The 12,240-nt window shown below is 67.3% G+C and carries 16 protein-coding genes; 7 read left to right on the forward strand and 9 right to left on the reverse strand.

Annotated elements, in window-relative coordinates; all coding sequences use genetic code 11:
* Window positions 1-103 precede the first annotated feature (103 nt).
* The 3 genes from CHC08_RS09235 to CHC08_RS09245 all read right to left on the reverse strand — a co-directional run bounded on the left by CHC08_RS09235 (window position 104) and on the right by CHC08_RS09245 (window position 2,024).
* Window positions 104-280: a zinc-binding dehydrogenase gene (locus CHC08_RS09235; protein ID WP_218825189.1), complete on the reverse strand. Its 177-nt coding sequence runs from the start codon at window positions 278-280 to the stop codon at window positions 104-106.
* Window positions 277-810: a PaaI family thioesterase gene (locus tag CHC08_RS09240; protein WP_089206754.1), complete on the reverse strand. Its 534-nt coding sequence runs from the start codon at window positions 808-810 to the stop codon at window positions 277-279. Before CHC08_RS09240 ends, CHC08_RS09235 begins: the two co-directional genes overlap by 4 nt.
* Window positions 811-1,088: 278 nt before the next feature.
* A complete protein-coding gene (locus CHC08_RS09245; protein WP_089206755.1) occupies window positions 1,089-2,024 on the reverse strand; it encodes a patatin-like phospholipase family protein in 936 nt (311 codons plus the stop codon).
* Window positions 2,025-2,517: 493 nt separating this feature from the next.
* On the opposite strand from CHC08_RS09245, the gene CHC08_RS09250 reads away from it, so the two are divergent.
* The gene (locus CHC08_RS09250; RefSeq protein ID WP_089206756.1) at window positions 2,518-3,252 is read left to right on the forward strand and encodes a dienelactone hydrolase family protein; all 735 of its coding nucleotides are present in this window, start codon (window positions 2,518-2,520) and stop codon (window positions 3,250-3,252) included.
* Window positions 3,253-3,290: 38 nt separating this feature from the next.
* Here CHC08_RS09250 and CHC08_RS49395 read toward each other — a convergent pair whose 3' ends face one another.
* On the reverse strand, window positions 3,291-3,494 hold the full coding sequence (locus tag CHC08_RS49395; protein WP_179281941.1) for a hypothetical protein: 204 nt from the start codon (window positions 3,492-3,494) through the stop codon (window positions 3,291-3,293).
* On the opposite strand from CHC08_RS49395, the gene CHC08_RS09255 reads away from it, so the two are divergent.
* Window positions 3,487-4,053, forward strand: a complete 567-nt coding sequence (locus tag CHC08_RS09255) for an SDR family NAD(P)-dependent oxidoreductase (protein WP_218825191.1) — start codon at window positions 3,487-3,489, stop codon at window positions 4,051-4,053. The genes CHC08_RS49395 and CHC08_RS09255 overlap by 8 nt on opposite strands.
* Before the next feature lie 191 nt (window positions 4,054-4,244).
* Here CHC08_RS09255 and CHC08_RS09260 read toward each other — a convergent pair whose 3' ends face one another.
* The gene (locus tag CHC08_RS09260; protein ID WP_089206758.1) at window positions 4,245-5,222 is read right to left on the reverse strand and encodes a GntR family transcriptional regulator; all 978 of its coding nucleotides are present in this window, start codon (window positions 5,220-5,222) and stop codon (window positions 4,245-4,247) included.
* Between the two features lie 134 nt (window positions 5,223-5,356).
* Between CHC08_RS09260 and CHC08_RS09265 the strand changes: the two genes are divergently transcribed.
* Window positions 5,357-5,968 carry a GNAT family N-acetyltransferase gene (locus CHC08_RS09265; RefSeq protein WP_143653149.1) on the forward strand — a complete coding sequence of 204 codons (612 nt, stop codon included), beginning with the start codon at window positions 5,357-5,359 and terminating at the stop codon, window positions 5,966-5,968.
* A gap of 47 nt (window positions 5,969-6,015) precedes the next feature.
* Window positions 6,016-6,891 carry an alpha/beta fold hydrolase gene (locus CHC08_RS09270; RefSeq protein ID WP_089206760.1) on the forward strand — a complete coding sequence of 292 codons (876 nt, stop codon included), beginning with the start codon at window positions 6,016-6,018 and terminating at the stop codon, window positions 6,889-6,891.
* A gap of 25 nt (window positions 6,892-6,916) precedes the next feature.
* Here the strand turns inward: CHC08_RS09270 and CHC08_RS09275 are convergent, their stop codons facing one another.
* From CHC08_RS09275 to CHC08_RS09285, 3 genes are all read right to left on the reverse strand, one after another.
* Entirely contained in the window at window positions 6,917-7,654 is a 738-nt protein-coding gene (locus CHC08_RS09275) for an SDR family oxidoreductase (RefSeq protein WP_089206805.1), read from the reverse strand.
* Between the two features lie 78 nt (window positions 7,655-7,732).
* Window positions 7,733-8,332 (reverse strand): MarR family winged helix-turn-helix transcriptional regulator, encoded by a 600-nt coding sequence (locus tag CHC08_RS09280; RefSeq protein ID WP_089206761.1) that lies wholly within the window; start codon window positions 8,330-8,332, stop codon window positions 7,733-7,735.
* A 95-nt stretch (window positions 8,333-8,427) separates the two neighbouring features.
* Entirely contained in the window at window positions 8,428-9,504 is a 1,077-nt protein-coding gene (locus tag CHC08_RS09285) for an epoxide hydrolase family protein (protein ID WP_089206762.1), read from the reverse strand.
* Between the two features lie 113 nt (window positions 9,505-9,617).
* Here CHC08_RS09285 and CHC08_RS09290 point away from each other — a divergent pair, with 113 nt between their 5' ends.
* Window positions 9,618-10,091, forward strand: a complete 474-nt coding sequence (locus CHC08_RS09290; protein ID WP_089206763.1) for a MarR family winged helix-turn-helix transcriptional regulator — start codon at window positions 9,618-9,620, stop codon at window positions 10,089-10,091.
* Window positions 10,092-10,337: 246 nt separating this feature from the next.
* Here the strand turns inward: CHC08_RS09290 and CHC08_RS09295 are convergent, their stop codons facing one another.
* The gene (locus CHC08_RS09295) at window positions 10,338-10,955 is read right to left on the reverse strand and encodes a LysE family translocator (protein ID WP_089206764.1); all 618 of its coding nucleotides are present in this window, start codon (window positions 10,953-10,955) and stop codon (window positions 10,338-10,340) included.
* 111 nt (window positions 10,956-11,066) lie between these two features.
* Between CHC08_RS09295 and CHC08_RS09300 the strand changes: the two genes are divergently transcribed.
* Together CHC08_RS09300 and CHC08_RS09305 are read left to right on the forward strand one after the other, a co-directional pair.
* The gene (locus CHC08_RS09300) at window positions 11,067-11,519 is read left to right on the forward strand and encodes an Lrp/AsnC family transcriptional regulator (protein ID WP_089206765.1); all 453 of its coding nucleotides are present in this window, start codon (window positions 11,067-11,069) and stop codon (window positions 11,517-11,519) included.
* 408 nt (window positions 11,520-11,927) lie between these two features.
* The coding region (locus tag CHC08_RS09305) for a PadR family transcriptional regulator (protein WP_089206766.1) at window positions 11,928-12,240 on the forward strand (313 nt) is incomplete at its 3' end.

A 12,240-nucleotide genomic window follows, 5' to 3' on the forward strand; every position in this document is an offset into this window, starting at 1 on the left:
CGGCTACGAGACCACCGTCACCATCACGGTCGTCAACGAGTGTCTTTGACCGGCATTTTCGATCCAGGCCCTGGCCGTAGCCGGGGACCATGGGGATATCGCGTCAGGTGATCTCGATGACGACTTTGCCGGAGGTGCCGCCGGCGGACAGTGCGCGCTGGGCGTCGGCCACGTGTTCCAGGGGGTAGGTGGCCCCGACCCTCACGGTGAGCTTGCCGGTTTCGGCGAGCTCCGCGAGATCCTGAACCCCACGGCAGCCGCCGTCTCCATCGGATCTCACGGTCGAACGATGAAGCAGTTGGCGGTCGCGGTCGCCAGCAACGTACCCGCGGTGTCCTCCAAACGCGCCTCGGCCAGCGCGATGTTTCGTCCGGCGTGGATGACCGTGCCCGTTGACGTGACGGTTCCGGTGCTTATCCGGATAGGCCTGATGAATCGAACAGACAGGTCCAGGGTGCTGAATCTGCTTCCGGCAGGCAGCGTGGTGTGCACAGCGCAGGCAGCCGCCGAATCCAGCAAGGTGGCATACACGCCTCCGTGGACGGACCACATGGGGTTGTAGTGAAATTCGCCGGGCGTGAGGCGAAACACCGCTTCGCCTTCCCCGGCCGAGGCCAGACGCATGCCGATCAATTCCATCATCGGCGCGAGAGGAACATCGCCGCGCACCATGGCCTGGAGGAATTCCAGGCCGTTCATCTCGACGGCCGCGGTCGCGAACGCAGAGTGATCCTCCCAGGAAACGGTCCGAACACGACGTTCGGATTCGCCGTTGACGTGGTTGATCTGCTCCGTGCCTGTCCTGTCCATGGCGTTTTCTCCTTGGGATTTCGGCGGTAGGGATTGAGGGCCGCACGTTCGCACCTCTCAGAGGGCAGGCGGCGGTGACACTTCACGCGGGTCGTCGGTCTTGCCTCCGGTGGGAACGGATTCAACCTCCGCCGCCGTGGTCGCGGACCGTCGTGAATGAAACCGGTGCAGGGAGTCTGTTCGGCTACCGCGGCGGCGGAGTCCGGCGACGACGGACTACAGCGGGGTGCGGTCAGACCGGAGGCGGATATGACCAGGTCCACCGTTCGGGGGGAATCTCACGGAAGCTCTTCGACGCAGCCCGCCAGTTCGTTCAATGCCGCCTGCCGGCCTGTGCCGACGGCTGCGCGAAGGGGGAGTGGGCGTCGCTCGGTACGGCCGATCGGCGCGCTGCCGATCGGCGGGCGGATCTGCAAGGTCGCGGGATGCGACGCCAGAAGCCGCTCTTCCTCCGCTCTGATGGCCTCGCGGCGCAGCCATGGCTCGAGGGCTCCTGGTGCGCGCCGGGCGAACCATCGCGACATCATCAGACGTTCGCCGAGGGACGGAGCCGACGTGGTCTCGTCCATACGTCGGGTGCGAAGCGCGACGATGTGCGTGGCCTTCTGGGCGAGTGCCGTCCGTACGGGGACCGACTCGCTCACCCCGGCGTCGACGAACGATCGCCCGTCGATCTCGATCGGTTCGCCCGCGAGAAGTGGCATCGCCGTCGAAGCGCGGAGCGCGGCCTGCAAGCTGGATCGGTCACGGATCTGCTCGTGCAGATCGGTGGCCTGGCCGGTGAGGGCGTCTGTGGCGATCGGATGGAACTCGACGGTGCTGTCGAGGATCTCCTGGAACCCCATCGGCATGATCTCGGTGTACACGGTGTGGACAAGGAAACGAGTGTCCACGACCGGCAGTCGGCGCAGTGCACGCCTTGGGTTGATGGTCGTCCCCATGATGATCGGATCCCACCACGCGTGCACGCTGCTTTCGGCGCGACCGCACAGCAGCCACGCTGCGTTCAGCGCTCCTGCGGAACTGCCGTAGACGGCATCGAACATCGGCAGCAGCCCCAGTTGTTCGATGGCGATCGCCATACCGTACGAGTAGACACCACGAGAGCTTCCGCCTTCGACCAGTAGCACCAGGCGCGCGTCGTCGCTGCGATGTCCGGGAGTGCTTCCCTGTTTCTTGCGGTCACGCAGTAGCCGAAGGACGGTGTCGGTCACCGTTCCACCTTCTTGTCTTGCGCGACGCCGATCGCGTCGAGCACCGACGGCAGGACCACACCGTGGACCGCTACTCCCGTATCAGTGGTAGCGCTATTACTGTGTTTCATATTTAACGATAGCAGTCCTCAAGGCGAAGCGTACTGGCGGGTAGGTTACTTGTCGGTAAGTTTTCCTGGTCCCGTTCGGACGGCACGTCAGGAGGCACGACATGGCTGCCGGCGGCATTGAGCCCGTGGACCCGGGGCGAGGGTGTCACTAAGAACTCGTGCAAGAGCAGGCTCTGTCCGATGGGCCATTGGGTTATGCTGTGCGGCGATGACTACCGGGACGGCATTGCGCCACGCACAGATCGGTGACCCGGTGCTCTTCTGAGCGCCGTGCGGGCCGGTGCGAGCCCGCTGTTCGATCGAGGATCCTGCGCTGCCGTGCGGGCTCCGCCTCCTGTCGTGTTGATCACAGGTTCTACACATCAACCACGACAGGAGAAAACATGCCCACCAAGACTCTGCGGATTCCCACCGCGGACGGCCAGGCCGACGCTTTCGCCGCCTTCCCCGACGATGGCGAGCGGCACCCGGGGGTGCTGATGTACGCGGACGGCTTCGGTATCCGGCCCGTGCTGCGGGAGATGGCCCGCGAACTGGCCGGGCACGGGTACTACGTGCTCGTCCCCAACTTCTTCTACCGGCACGGCCCGGCACCGGTGATCGAACTTCCCGAGCACATCGGGGAGGAGGTCCGGCCCGCGATCTTCGCCCAGCTGATGCCCTTGATCGAGGCGCACACCACCGAACGGATCCTGCGCGACGCCGACGCCTTCCTCGGGTTCCTCACCACCCAGCCCGAGGTCGGCGCCGGACCGGTCGCGGTGACCGGCTACTGCATAGGCGGCCTCCTGGCGATGCGCACCGCCGCGGCCCACCCCGGCCAGGTGGCCGCAGTCGCCGGATTCCACGGCCCCGTAGGCGCCGACGGGCCCGACAGCCTCTCCAAGCTCACCGCCCAGGTCCACTTCGGCCACGCCGAAACCGACATCACGCCCGAGGCACTCGGCGAGCTCAACCGGGCCCTGGATGCCGCAGGCGTCGAGTACACCTCCGAGATCTACCCCGGCACCGTCCACGGCTTCACCATGTCCGACACCGACGCCTTCAACCCCTCCGCGCTACAGCGCCACTGGGACCGCCTGCTCCCCCTCCTCGACCGCGCCCTGGTCAACGGCTGAGGCTCCGGCCTGGAGTCCTGCGCGTCGTCCGAACGCGATCAGGGAGCGGTACTCCGCAGGAGGCCCGCGCGGGCGAAGTCGAGTACGCGGTCGACCAGGGGGAGCAACTCCTCGGTGGCGGTGTCGCGGTGGTGGGCCTCGTGGGTCATGTACAGCTCGCGCAGGCCGCCCACCACGGTGTACGCGGTCAGGCGCGGGGCCAGCGCGTCGGGCGCCAGGCCCGGGCTGGACGTGGTGGTCAACAGCGCGGGCTACGGCCATTTCGGGATGGTCGAGGAGCTGACCGAGACCGAGATCCGCGCCGAGATGGAGACCAACTTCTTCGGCACGCTATGGGTGACGCAGGCGGTCCTGCCCGTGCTGCGCGCGCAGGGTCACGGCCGGATCATTCAGGTCACCAGCGAGGGCGGGGTCCGGGCGTTCCCCGGCATCGGTGGCTACCACGCATCGAAGTGGACGGTGGAAGGGCTGTCGGAGTCGCTCCGCAAGGAGGTCACGCACTTCGGCATCGACGTTGTCTGCCTGGAGCCCGGCCCGTACTCGACTGACTTCGGCGGCGGCAGCGTCCGCACCAGTGCCGAGCACCCGGACTACGCCGAGGTCCGCGCGGCCACCGAAATCACGTGGGAACTCGGCGACCCCAAGGCGACGCGCGGGCCGATCCTGGAGCTGGCCGACACCGACGACCCGCCGGCCCGGGTCTTCTTCGGAAAGTCGTTCGAGCCGGTCGCGGCCGAGTACGAGGAACGGCTTGCCACGTGGCGGAAGTGGCAGCCGGTCGCGCTGGCCGCATTCCGTTGACGTGCACACCGGGCTGACGTTCGTGTCCGACACGTCGGTGAGCGTCGAAGCGTCCCCGGGCGATCTTCGAGATCGTCACGGGGACGGCGGAGAACGGCGTGACCCAATGCGAAAAAGCCGCCGCTCGTCTCTGAAGACTCGTCTCTTCGAAGACAGGTCTTCGAAGAGACGAGCGGGGGCTCCACGCGGTGTCAGTGGTGGTCTTCGGCCTCGGCGAGGTGGTGACTCTCCACCAGGACGGCAAAACCGTCGAGATGGCGTGCGAGGCCGTACTCGAACAATCCGTCCACGTCCGACACCTCTTCCCCGGTAACCGTGGCCAGCAGCGGAAATCGTCCGGAGTGGAGAAGCTCGTCGGCCCGCTTCCGCTGTGTCAGCCACCACCGGTCGAGCGTCACACCGGTCTCCTGCTCGGCTTCGACCTCATCCGCCATGGACAGCGCCACGGTGAGGACCAGTGAGTGCAGCGTGAGCGCCTCTCGAATCCGTGCTGTCATGGGCAGTCCAAGCCCGTCGAGTGCACGCAGGGTCCACTCGGTATGCGCCATCATGTTGGGCACCAGCAACGGGCGAGTGAACGAGATGGCCCTGGGCAGCCAGAGGTGTCGCCGGCACAGCTCCCATTGCAGGCGGGAGATCAGTTCGAGCTTGGCCCGCCAGCCGTCTGGCCCCGGGACGGGGAGCTCCGGTTCGCCGAAGACCTCGTCGGTCATCTGCGTCACCAATTCGTCCTTGCTCGAAACGTGCCGGTACAACGACATCGGAGCGACACCGAACTCGGCCGCGAGTCGCCGCATGGATACGGCGTCGAGCCCCTCGGTATCGGCGATCGCGATGGCGGTGCGGAGAGTCTGCTTCCGGCTCAGCGCCTGCTTGGGGGCACCGGCGCGCCGCGGTCTCGGGGGAGTGGTCACGCCGACCGGCTTCTTCTGGCCCGTGAGGGTGCTGACCACCGTGCCGGCGCCGACCTTCGTCTCGACCAGCCCGTCGTCGCGGAGAGCGGCCATCGCTCTGGTCGCGGTCGCGACCGCGACGCTCCACCGCCGGGCGATCTCCCGGATGGAGGGAACCCGATCTCCGGGCCGCAGGTCGCCGGCCAGGATCCGGGCGCGGATCTCCTCGACGATCTGCCTGTAGGGCGGTTCCGGCCGCTGCGTTGACGACGGCATGGAGCCCCCGATCTTTTGGTGAGGTTTCTGCTCGCCAAGAGTGTACTAGTTCAATCTCTCAGTACCAGTTCACTTCAACTCGCCGAATCCTCAAAACACGCCCACTTCCGCGACCATCTCAATACGCTGTACCCATGACAGCTGATACACCGTACGCATCCGTGCGGCGGGCGGATGCCGCAGACCGGCAGGCGGTGTTGGACGTCCTGACCAAGGCGTTCATGAACGATCCCGTCGTCTGCTGGCTCTTCCCCGAGGTGGGCCGGCGAGGCCGTCTCCAGGCGCACTACTACCGCTCCCTGCTCGCCCATCCCGCCGCCGAGGTGTACCTTGCCGGCCGTCGCGAGGGCACCTCGATATGGCTGAGGCTGGCCGCGGGACAGTCGCCCCATGAGGGGCGCCCGGACACGCCCGGGGCGGACCAGGGGACGGTCTTCGGTGAGAACGGCGCGCGATTGCTGGCCCTGGGCCAGGCACTGGCCCCACGGCATCCCGATCGCGAACCGCACCTCTACCTCCCGTGCATGGGGGTGATCGGCGGGCGGCAGGGCGCCGGACTCGGCTCGGCGATGTTGCGGCACCGACTGGAGCGAGCGGACGCCGACGGGCTCGCCGCGTATCTGGAGGCGAATTCGCCCAGGAGTCGCGTCCTCTACCGGCGGCACGGATTCGAGGATCTCGGCGAGCCGGTTCGTGTGGCGGACAGCCCGCCCCTGTGGCCGATGTGGCGCCGACCGCACCGTTGACCGCCGACTCACACCACCCGTCCAACAGACAGAAGGAGCGAACGTCAATGACAACGAACCGCGACGCCGATCGGCGACCGCCGACCCTGGTGTTCATCCACGGCACCAACTCCTCGTCGGCCTGGGCTTCGGGGCTGACCGGCGAGCTCACCCTGCGTGGGCACCGGTGCGTGGCCGTCGACCTTCCAGGACACGGCAGTGAAGCGTTCTATCCCCGTTCGTACCAGAACCCGCAGGACCTTGAGGCACTGGCAACCGAACCGTCGCCGCTCGCGAAGATCACCATCGACGACTATGTCGAGCGCGTCGTGGATGTGGTGCGCCGCGCCCGCCGCCATGGGCCCGTGATCCTCGTCGGCATGAGCCAGGGCGGCGTCACCGTGAGCAGAGTCGGCAACGCCATCCCCGAACTGCTCGATCGGGTCGTCTATGTCGCGGCGTACTGCTGCGTGGACCTGCCGAACGTGGCCGCCTATCTCGAAACGCCGGAGAACGGCGACAGCCTGCTCGCTCAGGTGACCGCGGCCATGGTCGCCGATCCGGCGGTCCTGGGGGTGAGCCGGCTCAACTGGCGCTCGGCCGACCCGGCGGTGTTCCACGGCGTCAAGAACGCCCTCGCCGGAGACTTCACCGACGAAGGGGTGCGCCGGCTGCTCAACCTGCTCGAACCGGACGAGACCGCCGGCATTCCCGCTGCCGAAGCCCGGGGCGAAGCACACACCTGGGGCCGGATTCCCCGGACTTATGTGCGCCTCACCCTCGACCGTCTGATTCCGCCGGCGCTGCAGGACCGATTCATCAAAGAGGCCGACCGTCTCACTCCGGACAACCCGACCGACGTGCGAAGCGTCGCGGCACCCCATGTCGGCCCGTTCGACCGGCCCGAACTGGTGGAGATCTTCTCGGAGCTCGCCGGCCGTTGACGCGGCGCGGCACGCTCGAAATGGGTTATGCGGCGGCTTCGACGAGGGGGCGGATGATGACCTCGTTGACGTCGATGGCGACGGGTTGATCGATGACGTAGGCGATGGCGTCCGCCACGGAGGACGCGGGCATGTTGAGCTTGTCCGCCATGGTGCGCACCCACGCCATGGTGTCGGGATCGCCTCCCAGGGTGTTCAGCTCGGATTCGGTGAAGGAAGGGCTGATCACGGTGACCCTGATGTCCTGCTGCTCCTTGCGGAGTCCCTCGGACAGGGCCTTGACCGCGAATTTGGTGGCGCTGTAGACGGCGGAGCTGGGGACGACGTCGTGGCCGAGGGTCGAGGAAACGTTGATCACGTGTCCCGAGCGCTGCGCCTTCATCAACGGGAGAACGGCCGCGATGCCGTGCAGGGTGCCGCGTAGATTGACGTCGATCATCTGGTCCCACTCGTCGACGCGTAGCGCGTCAAGCCTTGACAGTGGCATCACGCCGGCGTTGTTGACCAGGACGTCGACGCGTCCGTGCCGGCGGTGGGCCTCCTGGACGAAGGAGTGGACGCTTTCCTGGTTCGTCACGTCCAGTGCCAGGTGCTCGGCGGAGCCGCCGCCCGCACGGATCGTGGCGGTCAGGGCGGCGAGGCGATCGAGGCGGCGGGCGCCGAGCACCACGTGGTGGCCCGCCGCGGCGAGCCGTTGTGCGGTGGCGGCACCGATGCCGCTGCTGGCTCCGGTGATGAGGATGATCTTCGGTGAGTCGTTCATGTGATGGTCCTTGAGTCCTTCGATATCGGTCACGCGCCTCGGCCGGCGCGGGCGATCGGCTCGGTCCTTACGTGGCGGTCATTCGTCGGCGTTCGGCCCGGACGAGCCGACGGACGGGTCCAACGCGGAGAGCACCTGCTGCGCCATCACGATGGCCCGTTGCGCCTCGCTCCGGTCGAGGGCCTCCAGTCCGGCGTGCGTCGTGCTCATGCGCCGCACCGCCTGGTCGGCGATGTGCCTGCCGGCCGGCTCCAGCCGCACCAGCTGACCGCGTGGCGCCTGTGGGTCGAGATGCCTGCTCACCAGGCCGCGTTCGCACAATCGGTGCACCTGCTTGCTCACGGCGCCGGAGGTGACCATGAGACGGCGGAACAGCTGGGTCGGGCTGAGCGCGTAACTCGGTGGCGAGCGGCGCAGAGCCAGCAGGATCCGCATCTCGGAGGGGAGAAGGTCGTACTCCTTGACCAGTTCGGTGAAGTCCTGTTCGAGGAGTTGCGCGATCCGGTGGATCGCCGACGCCAGCACGATGTTGGTGACGTCGAGACCGGGGAGTTCCTGCTGCCACAGTGCGGCCACGGCCATGGGATCGGGCCCGCCGACGCGAGGAGCGTACGGTGGCACCCGCTCGGTGGAACCATCACATTGGGGAGCCGGAACCTCGGGGTCCGTATCGTTCATCAACTGACCAGCAATTCTTCCTGGGAAACTTACTTCCTGGGAAGATAGCCCCTGTTGCCAGAGGCGCGCAAGTCGCGCCTCTGGCCCCGGTAGCCCTACTTGACGTGGGTAAGGAAGAAGTCCCGGACGTCCTCGGCGAGCAGTTCCGGCACCTCCATCGCGGCGAAGTGGCCGCCGCGCTCGAACTCCGACCAGTGCCTGATGTCGTACAGCCGCTCGGCCAGCGGTCGCACCGACTGCGTGATGTCGTGCGCGAACACCGCCACGCCGACCGGTACCGGGCACGGCTCGATCCGCCGCGGAGTCTCGCGATGCAGCCGCGCCGAGGAGGCCGCGGTGGCGGTCAGCCAGTACAGCGAGATGCCGGTGAGCATCCGGTCGTCACCGATGTGCGAGCGAGGGTCGGTCCACTGCGCGAAGCGCTCGGCAATCCAGACCAGCTGGCCGACCGGCGAGTCGGTCAGCGCGTAGCCGATGGTCTGGGGGGTGAGGGCCTGCAGGGTCTGGTACGGCGGCCGGTTCGCCATCAGCTGCCTGACCTTGTCCAGCCGGGCCTCATCCGCTTCGGACACCTCGACGTCGGGATCCGGCCGGGTCGGCAGGTAGTTGACGTGCACCCCGACGACCCGCTCGGGTGCCACCGCACCGAGCGCCAGGGAGATGCCCGCGCCGAAGTCGCCGCCCTGCGCGCCGTAGCGCTCATACCCCAGGCGGCGCATCAGCTCGTCCCAGGCCCGCGCGACCCGGACGATGTCCCAGCCGCGCTCGTGGGTCGGCCCGGAGAAGCCGTAACCGGGGATGGACGGAATCACCAGGTGGAAGTCGCGCGACAGCGGCTCGATCACGTCGAGGAACTCCAGGAACGAACCGGGCCAGCCGTGGGTGAGGATCAGCGCGAGCGCGTCCGGCTTCGAAGACCGGACGTGGACGAAGTGGATGTTCTGGCCGTCGATCTCGGTGGTGAAGTGCGGAAGCTCGTTGAGCTTGGCCTCGTGCTCGCGCCAGTCGTAGCCGGTGCGCCAGTATTCGGCCAGTTCCTTGAGCCGCGCCAGTGGGAAGCCGTAGTCCCACCCGGCGTCGGCGACCTCGTTGGGCCAGCGGGTGCGGGAGAGTCGGTCGGCCAGGTCGTCGAGGTCGGCCTGAGGGATGTTGACGCGGAACGGCTCGATCATGGTCTTAGCTCCGGGGGATTCATTCAGCACCCTAATGTTCGGGCGATTAACGTTTGGTGTCCAAACGATATAATGAATCATTAGTGCTTCCAACGATTCGTTAGACTTGTCACATGGAGAACCCATCCGAGAAGACGCCTGCCTGGTGGGAGAGCCTGCCCAGCTGGCTGCTCACCCAGACCGCCCATCACGCGCACCGCCTGGTGGGCGACGGGTTCTCGTCCGTCGGCGCCCGCGGCTACCACTACCGCCTGCTGGCGACGCTGGAGGAGTCCGGCCCGGCCAGCCAGGCCGCGCTGGGCCGCCGTAGCGGCATCCACCTCAGCGACATGGTCGCGACGATCAACGAGCTCGCCGACGGCAAACTGGTCGAGCGTGCCCCGGACCCCTCCGACCGGCGGCGCAACGTCATCTCGCTGACCGCCGCGGGCAAGCGGCAGCTGCGGCGACTGGAGAAGCGGCTGGCCGAATGCCAGGACGAACTACTGGCTCCGCTGTCACCCGAGGAGCGACAGGGGTTGACCGAGCTGTTGTCCAGACTGCTGGACCACCACAACCGGCGAACCGGCACCCCCGAAGAGCGGTGACGCTGACCGGAACGTGCTCTCGGGGCGCAGCCGGTCGGGCCTGAACACCCGAACGCTTCCGGTGCCGGTCACGTCCGGCTCGTCCGCGTACACCGCGCACGCCTATGGTCCGGCGACGTGGGACCGGCCCGATGGAAGCGCGTGCTCACCGACGCGGGCGCTGTCCGCGTGAAGCCGAACGGCGCGGTGGGCGCATGACCGCGCGGAAAGCTTCTGACGAACCGTGGCGCCCTGCCCAAGGGGCGCTCAGCTGAGAATGTGGTCGGTGAGCAGCCAGACACTGATACCGATCATGGCGGCTCCGGACAGGCGGCTGATGAGGCGCGCCGCGGCGGGCCGGCCGTGCAGGACGGTGCGGGTGAGGGCGCCGAGGCAGAGGTAGAACAGGGCGCAGGTGGCCATGAAGGCCAGGCCGAGGACGCCGATCTGCCCGGCGACGGGCCAGGTGCCGTACGGGTCGGTGAACTGCGGGAGCAGGGCGAGGAAGATCAGCAGGCCTTTGGGGTTGAGACCGCTGACGCCGATACCGCGCAGGAAGGTGTTCCAGTCGGTGCCGGCCGGAGCTTCGGTCGGGGCGTCGGGTGTGGCGGGGTGGGCGAAGGTCATCGCGCCGTGCCACATCAGGTAAAGGCCGCCGACGAGGGTGAGGCCGGTCAGGACGGCCGGGGATCCGGCGACCAGGGCTCCGACTCCGGCCGCGACGATGAGGGTGATCGCGGCGTAGCCGACGACCAGCCCGCTCACCGCCGGGTACACCGACCGACCCCGCAGCCCGGCACCGATGGTGAAGGCCCAGTCCGCGCCCGGAACGACGATGAGCAGGAACGCGACCGCCCAGAAAGCGAGCACGGAGCCGGCGGCCATGAATGGATTCCTCCCGGTTGATCGGCGGATATGGGAAGAATACGTTTGATGTGCCCAAAGGTGTTTCCAATTTTTCCCTGATCGGGCCGCTTGTATGGAAGAATCTTCTACGTGGATGCGATTGACCGGAAGATTCTTGCTGTGCTTCAGGAAGACGGTCGCCTGACGATCACGGAGCTCGCCGCACGGGTGGGGCTGAGTGTCTCGCCGTGCCACCGCCGTCTGCGGGAGTTGGAGCGTAGCGGGACGATCCGCGGCTACCGGGCGATCGTCGACGCGAGTGCCCTCGGCCTGACGTTCCAGGCGCTCGTCTTCGTCACCATGCGCCAGGAGGACCGCGACACCCTGCTGGGTTTCGAGGCGGCGGTCGCGCGGGTGCCCGAGGTGGTGCAGGCGCAACGGCTGTTCGGCGACCCCGACTACCTGCTGCGCATCGTCACCGCCGACCTGACCGCCTACCAGGAGCTGGAGGACGACGTCCTGTCCGCACTCCCCGGCGTGCAACGCCTGAACTCCACCCTCGTCATGAAACACGTCGTGAACGACCGGCCCCTGCCCACCTGACATCGGACCGAGCCCGATCCTCACCCAGACGGGAAGCGACGGGCATCTGGATGCGGGCGCAGGACACAGGCCTGCTGGAGATGCTGACCGAGACCGGTGCCGACGATGGCGGGATGCCAGGAACTGTTCGGCGATGGCTGCACTCGCGGCCGCGCCCGTGGTCGCCGGCGCTCCCGCCGCGTCCGTGACGGCGAAGCCGGGGATCGACATCTCCGGCGGGCTGACGCGGCCCGTCTTCTCCTGAGGAGATGGCGGCGGGCTCGCTCACAAGCAGCGATCAGGTCGCCCGCACTCGCACACCTGCGGTCCCCTTTTATCTCAGCTATTCGGTGTTGCTATGTACCGGTAGTCAGTGTTACTTTCTACTGGTAGTCAGCAACACCAAGTAGCTGAAAAAGGGGGTGTTCCATGGGCAAGCAGGTGACGGAGATGCTCAAGGGAACGCTGGAGGGCATCGTCCTGGCGATCCTGTCCGGCCGGTCCGCCTACGGCTACGAGATCACGGCGTGGCTGCGCGATCAGGGCTTCTCCGACATCGCCGAGGGCACCATCTACGCGCTGCTCATCAGGATCGAGCAGCGCGGCCTCGTCGACGTGGAGAAGGTCCCGTCCGAGAAGGGGCCGCCGCGCAAGGTGTATTCCCTCAACGCTCAGGGACGGGCGTATCTCGAAGAGTTCTGGAGGACCTGGAGCTTCCTCACCGAACGGCTCGAACAGCTCC

It is taken from the genome of Streptosporangium subroseum (assembly GCF_900188345.1).
GTDB classification, from domain to species: Bacteria; Actinomycetota; Actinomycetes; order Streptosporangiales; family Streptosporangiaceae; genus Streptosporangium; species Streptosporangium subroseum.

Coding starts and splice junctions, on each gene's coding strand:
- CHC08_RS09240 (WP_089206754.1), bottom strand. CDS start 810: ATGGACAGGACAGGCACGGAGCAGATCAACCACGTCAACGGCGAATCC.
- CHC08_RS09250 (WP_089206756.1), top strand. CDS start 2,518: ATGCCCACCAAGACTCTGCGGATTCCCACCGCGGACGGCCAGGCCGAC.
- CHC08_RS09260 (WP_089206758.1), bottom strand. CDS start 5,222: ATGCCGTCGTCAACGCAGCGGCCGGAACCGCCCTACAGGCAGATCGTC.
- CHC08_RS09265 (WP_143653149.1), top strand. CDS start 5,357: ATGACAGCTGATACACCGTACGCATCCGTGCGGCGGGCGGATGCCGCA.
- CHC08_RS09270 (WP_089206760.1), top strand. CDS start 6,016: ATGACAACGAACCGCGACGCCGATCGGCGACCGCCGACCCTGGTGTTC.
- CHC08_RS09275 (WP_089206805.1), bottom strand. CDS start 7,654: ATGAACGACTCACCGAAGATCATCCTCATCACCGGAGCCAGCAGCGGC.
- CHC08_RS09280 (WP_089206761.1), bottom strand. CDS start 8,332: ATGAACGATACGGACCCCGAGGTTCCGGCTCCCCAATGTGATGGTTCC.
- CHC08_RS09285 (WP_089206762.1), bottom strand. CDS start 9,504: ATGATCGAGCCGTTCCGCGTCAACATCCCTCAGGCCGACCTCGACGAC.
- CHC08_RS09290 (WP_089206763.1), top strand. CDS start 9,618: ATGGAGAACCCATCCGAGAAGACGCCTGCCTGGTGGGAGAGCCTGCCC.
- CHC08_RS09295 (WP_089206764.1), bottom strand. CDS start 10,955: ATGGCCGCCGGCTCCGTGCTCGCTTTCTGGGCGGTCGCGTTCCTGCTC.